Annotated in this window: 19 protein-coding genes; 5 read left to right on the top strand and 14 right to left on the bottom strand. The window is 55.4% G+C overall.

Annotation, left to right across the window (positions count from 1 at the left end):
• Positions 1 to 65 precede the first annotated feature (65 nt).
• Genes ACEN9A_RS21015 through ACEN9A_RS21005 form a run of 3 tightly spaced genes read left to right on the top strand, consistent with a single transcriptional unit; the run spans position 66 to position 1,183 of the window.
• Positions 66 to 407: a helix-turn-helix domain-containing protein gene (locus ACEN9A_RS21015; RefSeq protein ID WP_019648193.1), complete on the top strand. Its 342-nt coding sequence runs from the start codon at positions 66 to 68 to the stop codon at positions 405 to 407.
• Positions 404 to 775: a hypothetical protein gene (locus ACEN9A_RS21010; RefSeq protein ID WP_003223109.1), complete on the top strand. Its 372-nt coding sequence runs from the start codon at positions 404 to 406 to the stop codon at positions 773 to 775. The genes ACEN9A_RS21015 and ACEN9A_RS21010 overlap by 4 nt, the downstream gene beginning before the upstream one ends.
• A complete protein-coding gene (locus tag ACEN9A_RS21005; protein ID WP_258670365.1) occupies positions 776 to 1,183 on the top strand; it encodes an SEL1-like repeat protein in 408 nt (135 codons plus the stop codon). It begins immediately after the preceding gene.
• A 273-nt stretch (positions 1,184 to 1,456) separates the two neighbouring features.
• On the opposite strand, the gene ACEN9A_RS21000 is transcribed toward ACEN9A_RS21005, so the two are convergent.
• The 6 genes from ACEN9A_RS21000 to ACEN9A_RS20975 all read right to left on the bottom strand — a co-directional run bounded on the left by ACEN9A_RS21000 (position 1,457) and on the right by ACEN9A_RS20975 (position 8,253).
• A complete protein-coding gene (locus ACEN9A_RS21000) occupies positions 1,457 to 3,313 on the bottom strand; it encodes an ATP-dependent nuclease (RefSeq protein WP_258670363.1) in 1,857 nt (618 codons plus the stop codon).
• Between the two features lie 233 nt (positions 3,314 to 3,546).
• Positions 3,547 to 4,386 (bottom strand): hypothetical protein, encoded by an 840-nt coding sequence (locus ACEN9A_RS20995; RefSeq protein ID WP_258670361.1) that lies wholly within the window; start codon positions 4,384 to 4,386, stop codon positions 3,547 to 3,549.
• Positions 4,387 to 4,768: 382 nt separating this feature from the next.
• A complete protein-coding gene (locus ACEN9A_RS20990; RefSeq protein ID WP_258670359.1) occupies positions 4,769 to 5,179 on the bottom strand; it encodes a hypothetical protein in 411 nt (136 codons plus the stop codon).
• A gap of 587 nt (positions 5,180 to 5,766) precedes the next feature.
• Positions 5,767 to 6,699, bottom strand: a complete 933-nt coding sequence (locus ACEN9A_RS20985; protein WP_258670356.1) for an FRG domain-containing protein — start codon at positions 6,697 to 6,699, stop codon at positions 5,767 to 5,769.
• A 157-nt stretch (positions 6,700 to 6,856) separates the two neighbouring features.
• A complete protein-coding gene (locus tag ACEN9A_RS20980; protein ID WP_258670353.1) occupies positions 6,857 to 7,633 on the bottom strand; it encodes a hypothetical protein in 777 nt (258 codons plus the stop codon).
• Positions 7,600 to 8,253 (bottom strand): hypothetical protein, encoded by a 654-nt coding sequence (locus ACEN9A_RS20975; RefSeq protein WP_258670350.1) that lies wholly within the window; start codon positions 8,251 to 8,253, stop codon positions 7,600 to 7,602. Before ACEN9A_RS20975 ends, ACEN9A_RS20980 begins: the two co-directional genes overlap by 34 nt.
• A gap of 547 nt (positions 8,254 to 8,800) precedes the next feature.
• On the opposite strand from ACEN9A_RS20975, the gene ACEN9A_RS20970 reads away from it, so the two are divergent.
• The gene (locus ACEN9A_RS20970) at positions 8,801 to 9,124 is read left to right on the top strand and encodes a hypothetical protein (protein ID WP_258670347.1); all 324 of its coding nucleotides are present in this window, start codon (positions 8,801 to 8,803) and stop codon (positions 9,122 to 9,124) included.
• A gap of 290 nt (positions 9,125 to 9,414) precedes the next feature.
• Here ACEN9A_RS20970 and ACEN9A_RS20965 read toward each other — a convergent pair whose 3' ends face one another.
• Together ACEN9A_RS20965 and ACEN9A_RS20960 are read right to left on the bottom strand one after the other, a co-directional pair.
• Positions 9,415 to 11,205 carry a bifunctional diguanylate cyclase/phosphodiesterase gene (locus ACEN9A_RS20965; RefSeq protein ID WP_086945808.1) on the bottom strand — a complete coding sequence of 597 codons (1,791 nt, stop codon included), beginning with the start codon at positions 11,203 to 11,205 and terminating at the stop codon, positions 9,415 to 9,417.
• Positions 11,206 to 11,339: 134 nt separating this feature from the next.
• Complete coding sequence (locus ACEN9A_RS20960; RefSeq protein ID WP_177324930.1) at positions 11,340 to 13,421, bottom strand: carboxy terminal-processing peptidase; 2,082 nt, start codon at positions 13,419 to 13,421, stop codon at positions 11,340 to 11,342.
• Between the two features lie 140 nt (positions 13,422 to 13,561).
• Between ACEN9A_RS20960 and ACEN9A_RS20955 the strand changes: the two genes are divergently transcribed.
• A complete protein-coding gene (locus tag ACEN9A_RS20955; protein WP_258670337.1) occupies positions 13,562 to 14,524 on the top strand; it encodes a zinc-binding dehydrogenase in 963 nt (320 codons plus the stop codon).
• Positions 14,525 to 14,655: 131 nt separating this feature from the next.
• Here the strand turns inward: ACEN9A_RS20955 and ACEN9A_RS20950 are convergent, their stop codons facing one another.
• The 6 genes from ACEN9A_RS20950 to ACEN9A_RS20925 form a co-directional block, all read right to left on the bottom strand.
• Complete coding sequence (locus ACEN9A_RS20950; protein WP_007936171.1) at positions 14,656 to 15,309, bottom strand: HAD family hydrolase; 654 nt, start codon at positions 15,307 to 15,309, stop codon at positions 14,656 to 14,658.
• A 34-nt stretch (positions 15,310 to 15,343) separates the two neighbouring features.
• Positions 15,344 to 16,333, bottom strand: coding sequence for an ABC transporter ATP-binding protein (locus ACEN9A_RS20945; protein ID WP_138866072.1), 990 nt, complete (start codon positions 16,331 to 16,333; stop codon positions 15,344 to 15,346).
• Complete coding sequence (locus ACEN9A_RS20940) at positions 16,330 to 17,130, bottom strand: ABC transporter permease (RefSeq protein ID WP_064619278.1); 801 nt, start codon at positions 17,128 to 17,130, stop codon at positions 16,330 to 16,332. The genes ACEN9A_RS20945 and ACEN9A_RS20940 overlap by 4 nt, the downstream gene beginning before the upstream one ends.
• On the bottom strand, positions 17,117 to 17,953 hold the full coding sequence (locus ACEN9A_RS20935) for an ABC transporter permease (protein WP_167331172.1): 837 nt from the start codon (positions 17,951 to 17,953) through the stop codon (positions 17,117 to 17,119). Before ACEN9A_RS20935 ends, ACEN9A_RS20940 begins: the two co-directional genes overlap by 14 nt.
• Before the next feature lie 5 nt (positions 17,954 to 17,958).
• Positions 17,959 to 18,765 carry an alkaline phosphatase family protein gene (locus ACEN9A_RS20930; protein ID WP_258670333.1) on the bottom strand — a complete coding sequence of 269 codons (807 nt, stop codon included), beginning with the start codon at positions 18,763 to 18,765 and terminating at the stop codon, positions 17,959 to 17,961.
• A 134-nt stretch (positions 18,766 to 18,899) separates the two neighbouring features.
• Positions 18,900 to 19,967: an ABC transporter substrate-binding protein gene (locus ACEN9A_RS20925; RefSeq protein ID WP_018925177.1), complete on the bottom strand. Its 1,068-nt coding sequence runs from the start codon at positions 19,965 to 19,967 to the stop codon at positions 18,900 to 18,902.
• Between the last annotated feature and the right edge of the window lie 340 nt (positions 19,968 to 20,307).

Here is a 20,307-nt window from a genome sequence, read left to right as displayed (position 1 = left end):
TGTTAGGATTACACTTCTAGGGAAAAGTGCCGACTCGCTACGTGTCGTTGTCCTACGGGGTAGTCATGGATATTCAGATAATTACACGCGAAGGCGAACCAGAATATGCGGTTCTGCCATGGGCTCAGTATCAGGCTCTACTGAAAGCAGCAGGCATCAACGAACAACCACCGCGCGAAGCCTCAGTGCGTCCCGCGGCCACATCAGACCAGACTCTTCCGGGTCTGGATCAACTACGCAGTTTGCGCGAAGGGAAGGGCATCGCCATTGAGGCGCTTGCCCGCACGGTAGGCATCAGCCCGTCATATCTCGCCTTGATCGAAAGCGGTGAGCGTCAACCTGACGCTGCTATTCGCCGCAGCCTCGCCTGGGAATTGACGGTGCCGGGATGGAGGGATGAATCGTGAGCGTACGCATCAGTCGTCAACATTGGGATGGATTGTTGGGGGAACTGGATCAGGCGCGCCGTCAGCGCCATCTTTTGACTTATCGGGCGTTGCTGGAGCGTTTGCAGCTACCCACGCCCGCCATGCAAACCCTGACCGCCGCCCTTGAACACCTGGCCGCGCTGGATGCCAAGGCCGAGCAGCCGCTGCGCAGCTCACTGGTAATCAGCCAGGGCGCCAGCCGCTTGCCGCGCACCGGCTTCTTCGAATGTGTCGAGCGCCTCGGGCGCTTCTCCGGACCGTCCGATGGCGTGGCTGCCGCGTCCTGGCATGCCTCGGAAGTGGTGCGGGTGTTCGAATACGAGTACCCCGAGTCGGCGGAAGCCTGAGTGTTTCTACGACTCAAGGCGCGGACCGGTTACTGGCTGGCCCGCCGTTTGTTCCACTGGTCGTGGTTTGTGCGCCAGCCACGAGGCTGGCGCTGGCTCGAAGGCCAGTTCGCGCGCATGGCGAACCTGGGCGACGTCGGCGCCCAGAGCTTCTACGGCCACATCCTGACCTTTCGCGGTGTCGGTCTTGGGGCTCGCGAGGAAGGCGTACGACTACTGCGCCTGGCTGCGTTGGCGGGGGATGGCAAGGCGGCGTATCAAGTGGGCGTGATCTGCCTCGCGGGGACGCCGAGCAAGGCGCCGGATCCGGTGGAAGCGGCGCGGTTTTGGCGTATTGCCTTGAAGGCCGGGCATCCGTTGGCTGAGATTAAGTTGAAAGGGTTGGCGAGTGGTGATGTTGAGCAGTGATTCGATGTTCTTCGATGAGCAAGCGTTGTGGGGGGATCCTAACGATGGTCAATTATAAATTCTATGGTGAGCTGCTTTCGGCTAATTGCAGCCCTTAGTAACAGCCAGCAATCGGCCATTTCCGCTACCGGCTAGTCTCACCCCAATATTTTTTTACTACAGCGAAGGGCTTGTACCTATATCTAAGTATGTCAAAGATTTTTTTGCCCGAGCACTAAGCTCGTCCCTCATCTAGCCCCCATTGCTAACTTCTGAATCGCGCGAACCATTTTTCTATAATCCAAGCGCTTCGTTAACCTTGTCAATGACGTTGTCCCCAATCACAAGCCTAAATGGCATGCCTGGTACGCTCAATATTTTGCTCGAAAGCGATACTTCGAGGATGTCCTGTGATACTTTAAATTCAAAGAGTTTTGCTTTATCTCCGACCAGTGATTGAGCCAAGATTTTGAGTTCATCACCTTGGGCATTAGAATGAAGTCCCGCCAAAATTGGCGCGACAACTGATAACAAGATATTGCGTATTGACTCACTCTCGTTAATTGGCAGTGTATCTGCTGCAAATACAATACATCTAGCAATGTCAGCGTAGTGATCTTGGATCTGCGCGGGCTCAAGTTGATCTATATATTCCATTTCTACTGCAGCTGCGCTTGGTTTTTCTTGCGATGTTAATTGATCGGAGGACTGATAATAAGACTCAATAGATCCCCGGCGTAGTACAAAACAATCTGCACTCTCTAACAAAACCAGTAGTGCCGACAGCCGGCTTTTCATACCTAACCAAACCTGCCTATTATCTAATGTAACCAACTGTGCATCTGAGTTAATAAATAACGTGCAAAATGCTGCACGTCGCTTCGCTTGCTTTTCATCTTCGGCAGAACGATTTATCCAATACGGGTGAGTCTCTGCCATAGATCTAAGCGCCGTCCACTCCACATCCACGAAATCGCAAAAATCCGAAAATATAGTTTTCGCCATCCTCAATGCAGTGGGAAAACCATTAATGCTGGCTCTAGCATCTGCGACGGTATTTTCGAAAAGCACATCTGATATCAATTCCATACCATCAGCGATAGCGTCTGCGTCTACTAGAATAACTGGTTGTTTCCCAAGCAATTGTAGCAGTTTTCTAGTAACTGGCATTTGCCCCTTACCGACTACTGGCAATAATTGCGAACCAGCAGCTTCCAAGTGCATATCCATTTTTGCAGCAATTGCTGTACAAATAATTACATCTGAGGGGCCTTCTACTAACAAGGGACGTTTACAAAATAAAGACAGCTTATGTTCTTGTCCAAGGCGGGCAACCAGTGCTTTTATTTTTTTTCCTTGTAGTTCATCAGTGGAGGGAGCTAACTGAATGGGGTTTTCTTTTACGTCATAACAAAACACCAAATTAGATAAGTCACTTGGTTTAGTGATATGAAGCATTTCCGTGGAATGGGTTGCTATCACGACAAGTTTTTTGGTGGGGCCTTCTTGCGGTAACCCCGCGACTAATCTAATTTCCTTTGCTAGAAAGGCCTGCAATTGTGGATGGAGAGAAACCTCTGGCTCATCGATGAGCAATGATCCTACCTCATCATCATAAAGCGCTGTAAGTATCCCAATAAGATGTAACAATCCTGACGCTTCCCGGCCAGAAGAGTATGGTTTTGCGCCAGCTTCAAGCCTGGCAAATCTAACATTTAAATTGCCACCATCCCAATCGACAATCAAATCACGACGAAAAAGTTTTTTAAGTCGCTCTTGTATTTTTACTTGAATATCTGGCCGCTGTGAAAGTGTTTGAAAATCACCATTCAACGTTTCATTGATGTGGCGTCTTTCTATATCGCTCTTACTTCCAAAATTTGCTTGGTCATACATGATGCTATTTGTGCGGTGGCCGTCGTAATTAGAGCGATAAGTCTCAATGCTTCCTATTCGGCCGGCAGATATAAAGCGGACCTTTCGATCTGCTGAGTATTTAGCGATATCTCCAATCAACCCGCGGAGCAATTGAGTTTTACCTGATCCATTTGCTCCCAAAATCACAGTTAGGCCACTGTTTAGCGTAATCATTCTTTTATAAGTTTCACTATAGCCAGGAATTGTAGCATTTACCGATAATGGAAAAGTCACAGGATATCCTTTCAGAGTGGTCAGATGATTTAGTGTAGAAACGGGGACAGATCTATTTCTTTACGCGATCATATAAATAAATCCGTCCTGTTTGTTTCTCAGGCAACGTCCGTAACTCTCAGCTTTCGATGTACTCAGTGCGTTTTCACACAGCCTGGACCCACAGCGGACGGTGGCGCGTCTAGCAAACCTGGGGGATTCACCGCGCAAGGTTATCTCAGATGAATTCGTGATCAACCTGTAATCCACCCTAGGCACCATTGTGATTCGCCGTGCTGCATCTCGGCGTCCATCATGAACAGCCAGTCTTTGCTGATTGGCATTCCTGCACGGTTGCTAGAATTGACCCTGACCTTGTATGAGGCTGATGGAACCCCTTTTACGACCTGCGGCTTCAAATCCCATGCCGGTAGAATTTCGTAGCTCCTCACTGCGAAGAGATCAGCAGCAAGAATCCTGTTGGCTTTGCAGAACCTCACACTCAATGCACCGCCGCGCACCGCATCATCTAAAAACTCTTCAAGCGCCACCTTTGCTTCCTTTTGGGGAAGGGAAATACCATTCGTGGCAGGTGCTACTGGTGCGGGAGCAGCCTGTGTTGCTACTACGGCTTTCGATGCAACTGGTGCGGTTGGCACAGTCGCAATATCATTCGGCGTAGTCAATTTCGCCTTGGAAAGCTGTGTAGGTTTTAGGTCATTGCAATTGTTGAACAGCGCATCGCATTTGTAAGTATTAGCTGCTGCTAGCGTGTAATAGGTTTTTGCAGCATCTGGATAGCCAAGCTTTTCTGCTGACTGGGCGAGATAGTAGTAGGTAAGGTCGGAGCCATAGCCAATTTCCATCACTTTGTCAGCTAACATTTTCCAGCTTTTCAGCTCGTAGAAAGCAGCGGCTTCTTTCCGATTCGCACCCCAGCGGCCTGAACACATAATTTCGCATTCCAGGCGAACCATGCCAGTTTCAAAATGCTCTTGCGTGTTAGCGCTTGAGGTTCCGCCTGTGTTCGTAGGGCCAGCCGCAGAGCACCCCGCAAGGACGAGAGCGGTCAAAATCAGTGCTTCCTTACGCATTTTTTCCTCCTATTTCCTGTCGCGGCGGTATGTCGGATAACGCTCCTTTTCATCCTATAAACCTTTGTTATTCCACACGGTGCTCACTGGGGACGCGACACCGTTCGAGGAGAAATACGACATGGACGACAAGCCCAGGCTGCTCAAATCGATTCGGCAGCAGACCAAGCTTAGCTACTAATTTGCCATTAGCTTGTCCACCGACCGCTTTTGGCCGATTGCTGCCTGTCGCGGAGGGCAGCAATCGACCCAATGCAGCCCTTCTTTTTCATTGTGTCTGTAACTGTCGGCTCTCGACAGGCCCGGCGCATCGGGCTTGCATTGAACTACTTGCGCTTCAATTGCTGCTGGGACTGTTTCACTCGAAAGGTTAGGTCAGGACTTAGGATGCGGCTGAGCGATTCTTTCCCTGCGTACACGGATTAAAAATCTGGCGAATACTCTCGCTGGTTCCTACATAGGTTTTGGTACCTGGTGCCGCCACAGCCGAGTAATTCTTGCGATCGGTGACCTGAATAAAATTTCCTTGCGCAGCCGTGAAGCTCTCAGTGTTTGGCGGCACTGGCACGCTCAGGAACTGGGCTTTCTTGTCGAGGGCCAAGGCACCTCCCACGGTAATTGGCGCCAGCATGGCGGCCCAACGTTCACTGAATAGGTAGAAGGTATCGGCTGCGGTTCTGCCACTTTGCAGGTGGGCACACTGCACATCGCTGGCGTTGATGACTTCAGCTTGCTGGTAGATGCCGCCCTTATAGAAGGCCAGCACTAGCTTGCTCTTGGTCAGCACACCCATGCCTTGCTTGGGTCTGCACACTTGCAAATCACCATAGGGAGATAAGCACTAGTTGGTTTCGGTGATAGTGACGATTTCGTCTGCGCTGAGCTTCAGATCGCGTTCAATATTGGCGCGGGCTTCCGGGGTTTCGTAAGGGATTGCGCATGCGCTCAATAGAGCTGCGAGGGTAAGGGCGATTCATTATACAGATCGCGCTGAGTTTAAAGAGCTGTTGGAAAATCTGCTAAAACTCGTCGTTTGAATTTCTCGACAGTTAGCGCGCGACTGAGATCCATTTTGGGTCAGACGCCGCGTCGTGCGCTGGCGTCCAAAAAGCAGCTATCGTGAGAGTCCGCTTTTGGCCGATTCTGTTGAAAAAGTCGGCCATGGTTTCCACGGTAGAAAAATACGCGCGTGAGATTAAAATCTTTGCATTGAACAGAGGAATTCCAGGCTCAGATTTCGCATAGCGGCGCGCAAAAAAGGCATTTTCGGCGGTCAGTATGCAAGCGGTCTGGAAGAACCGACTTTTTCAACAGAATCGGCCGAAAGCGGACGTTCAATGGTGTCTGTCTAAGCAGAAGCGATTCATTGTTTATCTGCGCTCAATCAAAATCTGGATCGCTCTCATAGCTATCAACGTTAGCTTGGTCTATAGCTGATTGAGACATCCTCACACCCACCTCAATGTTGGCCCAATCCTTTACGCTCTTCGCTACCCCGTGATAACCGGGGAAGAGTGTCGACCCATCAACCCCAAGTTTTGAACAAAGCAGTAACAAAGTGGGGGCTTCGAATAACGGTAATGTAATTTTGAATAGCGCGCTTACGGTATTGCCTACCCCGTAAATCTCCTGAACGTCTTCTAGTGCTTCTGGCTGATAGTAGTCTGTGAAGCCTGGTTCTCTGACATTGTGCGTAGTGAACAATCCAGACTGAGCAGCTTGGTTTCTACTTGTGCCGCCCGGCGTTCTAATGATTGACACCGTTTCCCAGTGGTTCGAATGCGTGGTATCCAATGCCCAAATGACTATTCTTGGCATCTTGCTACTGTCTACTTCGAAATTTGCAGAAGAAGCTGCGAAGTAACAGGCGACAAAGCTTCTTTCAGTCCAGTCTAGCAACCGAGTGGGTACATCGTAATGCTGGGCGACAGCCATGATTTCGTACATCTCCGGTTGAGGCCACAATCTATGTGCACTCAAGAAGGAATCTCGTTCATGGGCAAGCTTTCGTTTGATTTCCTTTGTGTATCCCGGCACAACAAGACCCGACCGATCACATCCGTCCAAGAATCTGCTGATAACTTCTAGTTCGTAGTGAATCTGACTAGAAACGGTGTCTGCAAATGCCTTTCGAGGCGAGCCATGCCCAAACGATCCCTCACCTCTACGGAAAATAGACGGTGTGAGTTTATAATTATCACTTGGCTGCCCCCTGAAGATATGTTGCCCAGAATCCCAAATGGGATTTAGGGGAGAAACGAAGCTCAGCAGCTCTTCTGCTGTTTCAAAGGGAATCTCAGTTGGGCTTGCCATCGTTCCTTGTCCCCAGCTCCGTTAGAAATGTCTCAGTGTACTGACCGCCGATCAAGAGCAGTAACCTTCTAGGAAGCGCTATGAGGTGTTTTGAGCATGGGCTGCATCGTAGCTCCTACCGCCGCTACTGCGCATGCGAGAAGCGCAAGAGGCCAATTCATACGTTTGTGTTTAGCAGGACATTGTTGACTAGATCGGTGATCTGATCTTCCGCCTGGATCGATGAGAAAACTGCTGACGAGGGATGGGCTGCAGAGTTTCGCCGGTCAAGTCGACTGGTAAGGATTTTACAGACAGTGGCGTCAAAAATTCGAGCGCCGCGGCAGATCTCGATGACGTTAGATTCCTTATAATCCTCGAAATCAGTTCGCTTGGTTAGCTCAGGCATCTTTGGAAAAACTTTGATACGTTGGGTATTAAACACAATAAGATGTACACCGAAAATTTGGTCGCAAACGTGCGAGTACGCAAGGTTCCACGCCATGATAGTTGCCGCACGATATGCGCCACTGTTAAAGCAAGCGATAGTTTCGTTCAGGAACGACTTCTTTGAGATATCCGTCACATGAGGGATCAGGCCGGACAGCAATGAGCTAGTCTGCACTCCTACAGGTCTAGCCAAGATGTTGCCGAGTTTTACGCGAATCGGCGAGGCCAAACGATAGCCCTGCGCATCTTTCAAAAGGTGTGCGGGTTTTTTGTCGCACAGCTGCCTCAGCAGATTACGGATGTTGCTCGGTTTCTGGCAGTGTGTTTCTTCGAAACATTGAGCGATATCGCTCACCGCGAATTTCGCCTTACCGTCAATTTCATGCAGGTACCAACCAAAAATTTCGATCTTGGAAATAAATGTCCTACTGTCGAAGTTCGGAATGCTCTGCGTGAAGTTAACAATACTCGTCACGCTCCACGTCCCATTTTTGTCGCTACCCATCCCTCACCTATGTGATTAATAGAGTAATGGCCTCTTTCTACTCCCTTACTGAAGCGTCCGTCACGGGTGGCAGCAAGCTCGCGCATCGGTTGAACGGCTTTTGCGGGCAGCGCCCAGCTTTGTGACCGGTATGCCGTGTAGATGTGGTCGATGCTAACCTCATGCACGTCCTTATGTATCTTCAGCCAATACGCCGCGCAAAGGTATTTCTGCATGTCATTTTTGGGGTCCCGATCAGCTACGAAGTCAGTGAACGTCGGATTTACATCGTCGAAACGTATTGCAACGAGGTTGGGGGCAACAGGCTTTGAGGGTTTCCTAGGCTTCCGAGTAATAATCGGAGCTGACGTCTCCAAGGGTGGTGCATCGTCCAAATATTCGAAGTCGTCTAGTTCCTCGTCAGCAATTGATTCTCCGTTATGCAAAGGCGCGCCAGGCTTGTTGGATTCGATTCGCGCAGTTGATCGGGGCGGCGGTGCGAGGTTTGGTCGCGATAGTGCCGCAGCGATGCTTTTGAGGCTTTCCTGTAATGAAAGATCACTCCCCTCCATCTCAAACTCGATTATTCGAACTTTTACCTTGCCGTTTTGCCCTTCTGTCCTCGGAGGAAGCTTCGCCATTTAGTTGCCCCTGACTTAGTAGACATATCCCAGTATTAAAAATGACGCTCATAACGAGGTGAGTCGATCCTAGCTTAGTACATGCTTTGAGTGTCCGCTTTTGGCCGATTTCTGCCTGTCGCCACCGGCAGCTATAGGTCGAAACGGGCCAACCCCCGGTGGAGAAATCAAGCCAGGCTTCAGCGAAGCCTTCCGCCACGTTCGCCTTTTTTGAGCGAAATTTCTGGGCAAGGTCTTCGGAAGTTTCCTTCAAGTTGTGGCGGTTTTCGTGAACTGGTGCGCAGTGAGTTCAATCGATAGGCTTTGGTGGTCACTGAATATCAGTGAGGGGGTGTAGGAACCCTTTAAGCATCGGTAATGCGTTAGCAATCGAAGTCAGATTTGCGGCCGTCTATGTGCGTCCGTAATATCTGTCGCGGCGGCTATGCGCGGGCACGCTTCGGCGTGGTCGAGTTTCCGATGCTCGGTATTCCTACCCCGCGTATAGCTGCCACCCAAGCCTGTAGGAAGGCTTTTGGCAGCTCCCATTTTCATCGGAAGGTCTCAAATGCCAACACTTCATCCTGATCCACCCTACGAAAAACCAATCCCCCACCCCAAAAACCGCTTCATGGCGTTGACCAGTAATTGCACTGAAATGCCCACCCTGTTCGTCGACACCCACGCGCCGCTGGATATTCTGACCGAAGCCGCCAGCTATCGAATTCGCGCCGTCACCCAAGTGCTTGAGAACTTGTCCATGCGTGGCTCAGTCGAGTGCGATTCGATGATTCTCAGTGATTTTGCCTTGCTCTGCGCCATTCCACTGCGCGATGGCTGTGATGTGCTGGATGTGATTGGGCGGCGGTTGCGGGCTCGGTCTTCGGAGTAGCGTCTAGCGGCTTTTTGTGGCGAGGGGGCTTGCCCCCGTTCGACTGCGAAGCGGTCGCCAAACCAAGCCCCGCGGTGTACCTGACAAATCCGGAATGCAGGTTTTGGGGCCGCTCCGCAGCCCAACGGGGGCAAGCCCCCTCGCCACAGGGTGGAGTTGTGGTGGTTGGGGCTGCTGCGCAGCCCAGCGGGAGCAAGCTCCCTCGCCACACAAGAGCAAGATCAAAAGATCGCAACCTTTGGCAGCTCCGCGGCTGTGGGCGCTGCCGAAGGCTGCGATCTTTTTGGTGATCACCGCCGGCCTGAGATCAGTGTCTCTTCGCCGACTGGCACCGCCAGACTATCAATCACATGCACGCTATACCCCGGCACATTCTTCGCGTGGTGTTTGGCCTGCGAGGCCATTTCCGCTAGTTGGCTTGCATCGAGCTGTCCGCAGGCCTGTGGATGCAGGTGCACCACGCCGATGGACAGTGACAGCAGCGGAAATTCCTGCCGCACGCCCTGGCGGTTGGGGGCGATGAAGCAGCCGGCTTCGAGGTGTTCGCTGCGGTAGAAGCGTCGGCATTGGCTGTGGAAGTCGTCCAGCAGTTGGTTCAGGCGTTTGCGCCAGTCTTCCGGGCCGAGCACCAGCAGGAAGTCGTCGCCGCCGATATGGCCGACGAAGTCGCGGGACGGGTCGACGCGGTCGTTCAGGCATTGCGCCAGGCACAGTAGGACTTCATCCCCGCGACCGTAGCCGTAGATGTCGTTGAAGGGTTTGAAGCTGTCGATGTCCACGTAGCAGATCACCGATTCCCGTTCCTGTTGCAGCAGCCGTGTCAGGCATTGCTGGATCGGCACGTTGCCTGGCAGCAGGGTCAGCGGGTTGGCGTAGCGGGCTTGCTGGATTTTCAGTTCGGTGATCAGTTTGAGTACGTCGATCACTCGGCCCAGGCCCAGATAGCCGCCATTGAGGGTGATGATGAAGTCTTCTTCGATGCGTTGGCGGGCGCGGCTGGTGATCAAGCGGCTGACCTGTTGCAGCGACTGGCTCAGTTCCACGGCGAGGAAGTCGTCGCTCATCAAGCGGCTGATCGGTTTGCGGGCGAACAGGTCGGTGGCGAAGGGCTTGAGCAGGGCGTCCGAGAGTGAGTGACGGTGAACAATGCCGCACGGCCTGCCTTGCTTGTCGAGCACCGCCAGGGAGTTCAGGTTGGCCTGGCGGCGGAAGGCTTCCAGTACGGTGGCGGTCGGGGTGTCGCTGGCCATCGCCGGTTGGTCGTTGAGCAGGGCGCTGAGGTCACTGGCGTCCTCGTTCAGCATCGCTGCGGCGCTGGTTGGTTTGGGCATCAAGGTTCGGGCATCGCGGGGCGGATGCTCCTGGGGCCGGCAGAGCAGATAGCCTTGCACAAGATCGACGCCCATTTCGGTCAACACGGCGAGTTCTTCTGGCAATTCAATGCCTTCGGCGATCACTTTTGCCCGCGAAGCCTTGGCGATTTGCAGGATCGAGCCGACGAATTCACGTTTGAGTGCGTCCTGATGGATGCCGTCGATGAAGTGCCGATCAATCTTGACGTAATCCGGGCGTAATTCCGACCACAGCCGCAAGCTCGAATAACCCGCGCCCAGATCATCCAGCGCAATCGAAAAACCCATCGCCCGATAGTGATGCAGGGCGGTTTGCAGCAACTGGAAATCGTCGGTCGGGGTCTGTTCGGTGAGTTCGATCACCACTTGGCTCGGCGGTATGCCGAAATCCTGCAGCAGTTGCAGGGTGCGTCCGGGCTGGTGGGCGGCTTCGAGCAGGGATTCCGGGGACACATTGAGGAACAGTTTGCCGGGCAGTTGCTGTTCATTGAAGCGTCGGCAAGCGCTTTGGCGGCACGCGATCTCCAGTTCGCTGAGGCGACCGGCCTGGCGGGCTACCGCGAACAGGGCGATGGGGGAGTGCAGCGGGCTGTTGGAGGGGCCACGGCTGAGGGCTTCGTAGCCGATGATTTGTCGTTCGGAGAGAGAAATGATCGGCTGGAACAGGCTGTGCAAACCGCTTTGAGTCAGTATTGAGCTCAAGGCACTCAGCTGTTCGGTTGTGGTCATGGCGATCTCTGGCGATAAAAAAAGGACCGGGAGCGCAAAGCTCCCGGTCCTTTATTTCACGACAGAATGATGTCTATTTGATGACACTCCGGGGAGCGTCAGCATTAAATTGCCATCATCCTGATTGTCACCACTCAGTGCTTGGCGACCGCGGTGTTGAGTTTCAAGTAATCCAGCAGAATCCGCCCGGTCTCGCTCAGGTAGGCGTCGTCTTCTGGCTTGGTCTTGTCCGGCTCGGCCGCGATGGCATCTTCGTCTTCTTTCTTCAGCTCTTTGAGCGGCTCTTCACCCTTGGCCTTGCGACGGATGTTTTCCATGGCCAGTTGCTTGGCTTCGATATCGGCGTGTTGTGCACGACGGTCGGCTTCATTGAGGCTGACGGTTTTTTCGGCCATCAGCTTCTGGGCCAGGGCCAGTTTGTCGCGGATGAACACGAACTCCGCGTCTTTGGCCGAGCGCACGTCATGCTCGGACTTGAGCTGCGTGATGTACGGTTTGAACGGGTCGACCGCCGGCTTGATGGCCGCACGGATAGTGTCCCACGGCATGGCTTCCGGCAGGGCGCTTTCGCCGATTTCCTTGGTGTCGATGATCGACGGGTAATCGATGTCCGGCAGTACGCCCTGATGCTGGGTGCTCTGACCGGAAACCCGGTAGAACTTGGCCAGGGTCAGTTTCAGTTCGCCATGGTTCAGCGGCTGAATGGTTTGCACGGTGCCTTTGCCGAAGGTCTGGCCGCCGATGATCAGTGCACGGTGGTAGTCCTGCATCGCACCGGCGAAGATCTCCGACGCCGAGGCGGACAAACGGTTGACCAGCAACGCCATCGGGCCTTTGTAGAACGCGCCCGGGTTTTCATCTTCCAGTACATCGACCCGGCCGTCGGCGTTACGCACCAGCACGGTCGGACCTTTGTCGATGAACAGGCTGGTCAGCTCGGTGGCTTCCTGCAAGGAACCGCCGCCGTTGTTACGCAGGTCGATGACCACGCCGTCGACCTTGTCTTTCTGCAGTTCGGTCAGCAGCTTCTTGACGTCGCGGGTGGTGCTCTTGTAGTCCGGATCGCCGGCACGGAAGGCCTTGAAGTCCAGGTAGAAGGCCGGGATCTCGATGACGCCGAGCTTGTAGTCCTTGCCATCCTGCTTGAGGCTGAGGATCGACTTCTTCACCGCCTGATCTTCAAGCTTCACCGCTTCGCGGGTGATCGGCACGATCTTGCTGGTCTGGTCATTCGGCGCATTGCTGGCCGGAATCACTTCCAGGCGCACCACGGTGCCTTTCGGCCCACGAATCAGTTTGACCACTTCGTCCAGGCGCCAGCCGACCACGTCGACCATCTCTTTGTTGCCCTGGGCCACGCCGATGATCTTGTCGGCCGGTGCCACCTGCTTGGTCTTGTCGGCCGGGCCGGCAGGCACCAGGCGCACGACTTTGACTTGATCGTTATCGCTCTGCAACACGGCGCCAATGCCCTCCAGGGACAGGCTCATGTTGATGTCGAAGTTCTCCGCGTTATCCGGCGACAGATAGTTGGTATGCGGGTCGTACGACATGGCGAAGGTGTTGATGTACGCCTGGAAGATATCTTCCGCGCGGGTCTGGTCCAGACGCGCCAGCTGATTCTTGTAACGCTTGGTCAGGGTTTCCTGAATCTGCTTCGGCTCTTTGCCGGAGATCTTCATCCGCAGCACTTCGTCCTTGACGCGCTTGCGCCACAGGTCGTCGAGCTCGGCGGTGGTCTTGAGCCAAGGGGCATCCTTGCGGTCGACCAGCAAGGTTTCCTTGGTGGTGAAGTCGATCTTGTCGACGCCCTTGTTCAGCTCGGCAAGGGCAAAGTCCAGACGCGCCTTGACGCGGTCCAGATAGCGCTTGTACATGGTGAACCCGGCGTTCAGGTCGCCGCTCTTGAGGAAGTCGTCAAACTGGGTTTTCCATTTGTCGAATTCGGCAATGTCACTGGCCATGAAGTAGCTGCGCGATGGATCCAGCAGCTTGAGGTAGCTGTCGTAGATGATCGCGGAGCGCGCATCGTCGAGCGGCGGCTTGCTGTAATGGTGACGCTTGAGCAACTCGACGACGTTCAGACTGGCGATGACTTCGTCGCGATCGGGCTGAAGCTTGTCCCAGCTGTTGGCTGCGAACGAATTGCTCGACATCGGCAAGAGACCGAGACCAATGACAAGAGCGAGGGCGGTGCTGGGGAAAAAATGCTTCATGCTGATTCGACGCGGGGACAATTGATCACGCATATTAGGCCGTCTTTGAAGTCGCCGGTTCCCACAAGGGCCGGTCGCATAATGCAAGAAAGCCCGGCGCTATAGCTTCGGGCTCAGTCCAGACTCACTATGGAGGCACTGTGAAAGCATTGCAAGGCGTTGAGGGGCGAGTGGAGTGGGTTGAGGAGCCGAGTCCTACGTGCGATGTAGGACAAGTTCGTATCCGAGTGGCGGCAGCGGGACTCAATCGAGCCGATTTGTTGCAGAAAGCGGGCCTGTATCCGCCGCCGCCGGGAGCCAGTCAAGCACTGGGTCTTGAGTGTTCGGGGGTGATCAGCGAGGTCGGCCCGGGCTCGTCCTGGCAGGTCGGAGATCGGGTTTGCGCCTTGCTGGCCGGGGGTGGGATGGCCGAAGAGGTAGTTGTCGACGGACGGCATGTGTTGCCGGTTCCCGAAGGATTGTCCCTGGCCGAGGCCGCGGCGTTGCCGGAAGTGTATGCGACCGTCTGGCTGAATTTGTTTCAACTGGCTGCGCTCAAACCGGGTGAGAAAGTTCTTCTGCATGCCGGAGCAAGTGGAATTGGTTCAGCTGCCATTCAGCTGTGCAAGGCGTTTGGTAACCCGTGCTGGGTCAGCGTCGGCTCCGAGGATCGTCTGGCCTACTGTGAAGCGCTGGGTGCCCAGGGTGGAGTGGTGCGCAATAAGGATCTGGACCGCCTGAACGATCTGGGGCCGTTCGATGTGATCCTGGATCCGGTGGGCGGTAACTATGCGGCGCTGAACCTCAAGCTGCTGGCTCGCGATGGCCGTTGGGTGTTGATCGGTTTGATGGGCGGTCGTGAAGCGCAGCTGGATCTGGCGCAGGTGCTGGCCAAGCGCGTGCAACTGCTGGGTTCGACCCTGCGCAATCGCGACGAGCAGTTCAAGGCCGATTTGTTCAGCGATCTCAGCCAGCACGTCTGGCCGCTGTTTGCCGAAGGGCGTTTGAGCCCGCAACTGGCCAGGACGTTTGCGATCGAGGACGCCGAAGCGGCGTTTGCGGAGCTGGCGACCAATCAGGTGTCGGGCAAGCTGGTGCTGGTGATTGACGACAGCCTGAGCTGAAATCGGGTTGGCTGCTAAAAGATCGCAGCCTCGCTTCGCTCGACAGCTCCTACAGAATTTGTGCCGCCCGATGATTCACGGGTGTACACGATTTCCATGTAGGAGCTGCCGAAGGCTGCGATCTTTTGCTTTTACTTCCAGATATGGATCGGCCAGCCGGCTTTTTCGGCGTGTTCGAGCAACACTGGGTCTGGATTCACCACATGCGGGAAATCCACCTTCAGCAGCAGTGGTAAATCGTTGCGTGAATCGGAATAGAAACTCGCGCCTTCAAGGTTTTCCTCTTCGGCATCCAACCATTCCAGCAAGCGGGTGATTTTGCCTTCGCGGTAGGTCAGGGTGCCCACCGTGTTGCCGCTGTACACCCCGTGCGCCACTTCCAGCTCGATGCCGAGAATCTCGTCGATGCCCAGACGGTCGGCAATCGGCTTGACCAAATGCGTGCCCGAGGCCGAGATCACCAGAATCCGGTCACCGGCCTTGCGGTGGGCGGCGATGGTTTTGGTGGCGTCGCTGAAGATGATCGGTTCGATGAAGTCTTCCACCCAGGGCGCCACCAAGTGCTCGAGCTCTTGCGGCGTGCGACCGATCAGCGGCTCCAGGCTGAAGGCCATGTAGTCCTCCATGGCCAGGTGGCCCCTGCCGTACGCATCCATCAATTCCTTGTCGCGACGCAGGAAGGATTCGCCATCGACCCAGCCGAGGCGGGCCATCTGTTCGCTCCATAGCGAGGCGCAGTCGCCGTGGATCAGGGTTTCGTCCAGATCAAAAATTGCCAGGGCCATCAGTACGGTTCTCTCTTCAACATCAGCAAGGTCATCAGGCTACCTCACACAGGGCTGTCGGATCGATGGAAAGTGCCAGGCGCTGACCATCGGGATGCAGGTCGGACGCCGAGCGGTTCAGCACATCCACCACCAATTCCACCCCCCGAGCTTCCACCCGATAGCGAATCACGTTGCCCAACAGGCTGTGGCTGCGCACCTGCGCGTCGAGTTCGCCGTTCAGGCTCAGTTCGATGGCCTCCGGGCGAATCGCGATGCGGTGGGTGATCGGCCGTTGCAGCAGTTTGCTGGCACTGTCGGCGTCCAGCAGGTTGTAGTTGCCGATGAAGCCTGCGGCGAACACGTCGACGGGCGCGGTGTAGAGGGTTTCGGCATCGCCACTCTGTACGATCTTTCCCTGATTCATCAGGAAGATTCGGTCAGACATGGTCAGGGCTTCTTCCTGATCGTGAGTGACGAAGATCGTGGTCAGGCCGAGTTCGCGCTGGATCTGACGGATCTGTTCGCGCAAGTGCTTGCGAATCCGCGCATCCAGCGCCGACAGCGGCTCATCCAGCAACAACAGCCGAGGCCGGGTCACCAACGAACGAGCGAGAGCGACACGCTGGCACTGGCCACCGGACAGCTGATGCGGGTAGCGGGCGGCGAAGTCATTGAGCTCTACCAGTCTCAGCACTTCGGCGACGCGTTTTTGGCTGTCGTCGGCGTTGACCTTCTGCATACGCAAACCGAAGGCGACGTTCTGCTCCACGGTCATGTTCGGGAACAGCGCATAACTCTGGAACACCATGCCGATCCCACGTTTCTGCGGGCTCAGCGGGACGAGGTCGTGACCTTCCAGCAGAATCTGGCCGCCGTCCACCGAGGTCAGGCCGGCGATGCAACGCAGCAGCGTGGACTTGCCGCAACCGGACGGGCCGAGCAGGGTGACGAATTCGCCTTTTTTGATTTCGCAGTTGATGTCGCTGAAGACGGTGGTGCCTGAGTAATCTTTCTGAAGATGTTGGACGCTTACATAGCTCATTCGCTTTTGTCCTTGTTCAAGATATTGGCCACCCAGGTCAGAACCAGCACAAAGAAGAAGTAGGAAATCACCAGCGCACTGGTGAAGTGGCCGCTGCTGTTACGCATGTTGTTGAGGTAGACCTGCAGAGTTTCGTAGCGGGTGCCGACAAGGATGTTGGCGAACACGAACTCACCGAACAGGAACGAGAAGGACAGCAGCAACGCTACCATCAGCCCCTTGCGCAGGTTCGGCAACACCACCAGGAAGGCTGCTTGCCAAGTGCTGGCGCCGAGCAGTTGTGCGGCGTCCATCAGGTCGCGCAGGTTGATCGCTTGCAGGTTGTTGGTGATCGCCCGGTACATGAACGGCAGCGCCACGGTGAAGTAGCAACCGATCAGAATCCACGGCGTACCCACCATCGCGAACGGCCCCGAACCGTAGAGCTGCAACAGCCCCACCGACGACACCACCGGCGGCACCGCGAAGGGCAGCAGAATCAGGATGTTCATCAGCGCATCGAGCTTCGGGAAGTGGTAATGCACCACGAACAACAGCGGCAGAATCAGCACCACCGACAGAATCAGCGAGCCGATACAAACCAGCAACGACTGACCGAATGCATCGAGAAAGCGCGGATCGCTCCACAGCTGGATGTACCACTTGAAGGTAAAGCCGCTGGGCATAATCGTCGCCGACCAACTGCTGGCGATCGAGTAAATCAAGGTTCCGAGCAGCGGCAATAACAGAATGGCAAACAGCAAATACACGATGACCCGGTGGTAGATACCGACGGGCCCCAGTTCAGCGCGAGACATGGTAGCTCCTCTTCAACAGCAGCTGATGCACGATGGTCACCAGGGTCATCAACGCCACCAGCACCACGGCCAAGGCGCTGGCGAGGTTCGGGTCGAGGGATATGTCGCCGGACACCATGGCCGCGATGCGGATCGGCAACACGTTGAAGTTGCCGGTGGTCAGCGCGTAGACCGTGGCGTAGGCGCCCAAGGCGTTGGCCAGCAGAATCACGAACGTGCCCAGCAGCGCCGGGGTCAGCACCGGCAGACCGATGTGTCGCCAGAATTGCCAGCCATTGGCCCCGAGCAGCGCGGCAGACTCACGCCAGTCTTCGCGCAGGGCATCGAAGGCCGGATAGAGCAACAGCACGCCCAGGGGAATCTGGAAGTAGGTGTAGAGAATGATCAGCCCGGTTTTCGAGTACAGGTTGAAATCCTGAATGATTCCGGCCTGTTTCAGCATGATGGTGAAGGTGCCGTTGAACCCCAGCAAGATGATGAACGCGAAGGCCAGGGGCACACCGGCGAAGTTGCTGGTCATGTTGGCGAAGGCATTCACGAAGTTGCGCAGCTTCGAGTCGACCCGGCGCAGGGAATAGGCGCCGAGTACGGCAATGACGATGCCGAATACGCTGGACCAGAAACTGATCTCAAGGCTGTACTGGATCGCCTGCAAATAGAACTTCGAGTTGAAGATTTTGCTGAAGTTGGCCAGGCCCCAACCGAACTCTTCCGATTGCAGGCTGTTGATCATCACCCAGAGCAGCGGGGCGATCTCAAACACGAAGAAGAAAATTGCGAAGGGCACCAGGCACAGAGCGGCCAGCCATTTACCGCGGGTCATGGCATTCACTTGAGCAGCTCCCGGCACACAGGTTTGTCGTGGGGCACGCCCAGCAGTTCGCAGACGGTGCCGCACAGTTCGGTTTGTTTCGGTGCTGCGCTTTGGCTGAAGCTGAAGGCATCGCCGAGGACGAACAGCGGCACTTCGCGTTCTTCAGGCAGCAGGCCGTTGTGCGAGCGGTCGTTGTTCATGCCGTGGTCGGCGGTCACCAGCACCTGGTATCCGGCGTCGAGCCAGCCTTGCAGGTAGTCGGCGAGGATGACGTCCGCCGAGCGGGCGCTGTTGCGGTATTGCGGGGTGTCGAGGCCGTGCTTGTGCCCGGCGTCGTCGATGTTCATGGGGTGGACCAACAGAAAGTTCGGCGCATGGCGCAGGCGCAGGTTTTCCGCGTCGGCGAACAGGTGCGAATCCGGGTAGTGGTCGTTCCAGTAGAAGTGACCGTGCTGGATCGGTAGTTTCGGGTCGTCGGTGTGACGGTCCCGGGCAGCCACGAACGGTGAACGGTTATACAACTCGCTGACCCAGTGATAGGCCGCGGCGGCGGTTTTCAGACCAGCGTCGGTGGCGTAATGGTAGATGCTGCGCTGGTTGGACAGGCGCGAGACGTTGTTGTGAACGATGCCGCTGTCGATCGGCGCAACGCCGGTCAGGATGCATTCGTAAAGTGGTCGGGACAGGGCCGGCAGTGCACATTCCAGTTTGTAGAGTGCCGCGCGTCCTGCGCCAACGTAAGCCTGCAGATGCCCCATGGCGTGGCGCGCGACTTCGTAATTGAGGCCGTCGAGCACGACAAGGATGACGTTGTGCTTCATAGGGGGCGAAGACTCCGAAATCGAAACTGAACGTCGTAGGAGCTGCCGCAGGCTGCGATCTTTTGATCTTTCACTTGAAACTCAAGTGACCCCAAAAAAGATCGCAGCCCGTGGCAGCTCCTACGGCTGTTTTATTACGGCATATTGATGATGACTTCTTCCTGCCACTTCTGCGGCAGCGACTTGGAGGTCTTTTCCCACGCGTCGGCGTCTTTGATCGGCGTGACCTTTTTGTACTGTTCGTTAGGCAGCAGCTTGGCCTTGACCTCTTCCGGCAGAGTCAAATGCTCGGCGCGAATTGGACGGGCGTTGCCTTTTGCCAGGTTGATCTGGCCAGCGTCGCTGAAGATGTATTCGCGGGCCAGTTTGGCGGCGTTCGGGTGCTTGGCGTATTTGTTGATGATGGTGGTGTAGCCGGAAATCACCGAGCCATCGGATGGAATCAGCACGGTGTAGTCATCCGGATTCGCCATCTTGGCCTTGTAGCTCAGGCCGTTGAAGTCCCAGACCACGCCGACTTCGATTTCACCCTTTTCCATGGTGGCGATCGTCGGGTTGGCCATGGACAGGCGGCCTTGCTTGGCGATATCTGCGAACAGCAACAGGGCCGGCTGAATGTTTTTCTCGTCACCGCCATTGGCGAGGGCGGCGGCCAGTACGCCGTTGGCAGCCTGGGCTGCGGTGCTTACGTCACCGATGGAGACTTTGTACTTGCCGCTCTTGAGGTCGGCCCATTTGGTCGGTGCTTCGGAACCGTGCAGCAGCTTTTTATTGATGATGAACGCGATGGAGCCGGTGTAGGCCAGTGCCCAGTTACCGTCCTTGTCCTTGGCCCAGTCCGGAACCTGTGCCCAAGTACTCGGCTTGTAAGGTTGCACCACGCCTTGCTTGACCGCGATCGGGCCGAAGGCGGCACCGACGTCGCCGATGTCGGCTGTGGCGTTGTCTTTTTCGGCGGCGAACTTGGCGATTTCCTGGGCCGAGCTCATGTCGGTGTCGATGTGTTTCAGGCCGTATTTCTTGGCCAGGTCTTCCCAGGTGCCTTTCCAGTTGGCCCAGTCATCGGGCATGCCGACGCTGTTGACGGCGCCTTCCGCTTTCGCAGCGGCTTCGAGTGTTTTCAGATCGGTATCCGCCGCCATGGCGGCAGTGCACAGGGCAATGGTCGAGCCTAACAGTGATGCCAGGAAAAACTGTTTCATCCGAAGCTCCTTTGGGCGTTTTCAACGCTGCGATTGCGGTTGTGTTGGTCTAGGTCAGCAATACCTGAGCCAATTTAGGCGTCCTGGATGACATTTTGATGTCGACGACCGGTCGGCCTGAATTTCCTGCGCTCGGATACGCGGGGTGCGAGATAAGCGTAGACCATGGCTAAAGGGCTGATATGAAAGGGACTTGGCCATGAAATTGCAGGTGTCTGAAGCAACCGTTCGGCGGCTTTGTCATCTGTCAGTCATCTGCAGTGCCTAGGCTTGCAGGCAATTGATGGAGCCCGGTTTCAATCGCGGCTCTGCCCTGAATCAGTGCTGGTCTAGTCCAGAT

This window comes from Pseudomonas sp. Pseusp18 (assembly GCF_059506005.1).
The sequence above is the reverse complement of the archived record's forward strand: the minus strand, read 5'-3'. Positions and strand labels throughout refer to the sequence as shown.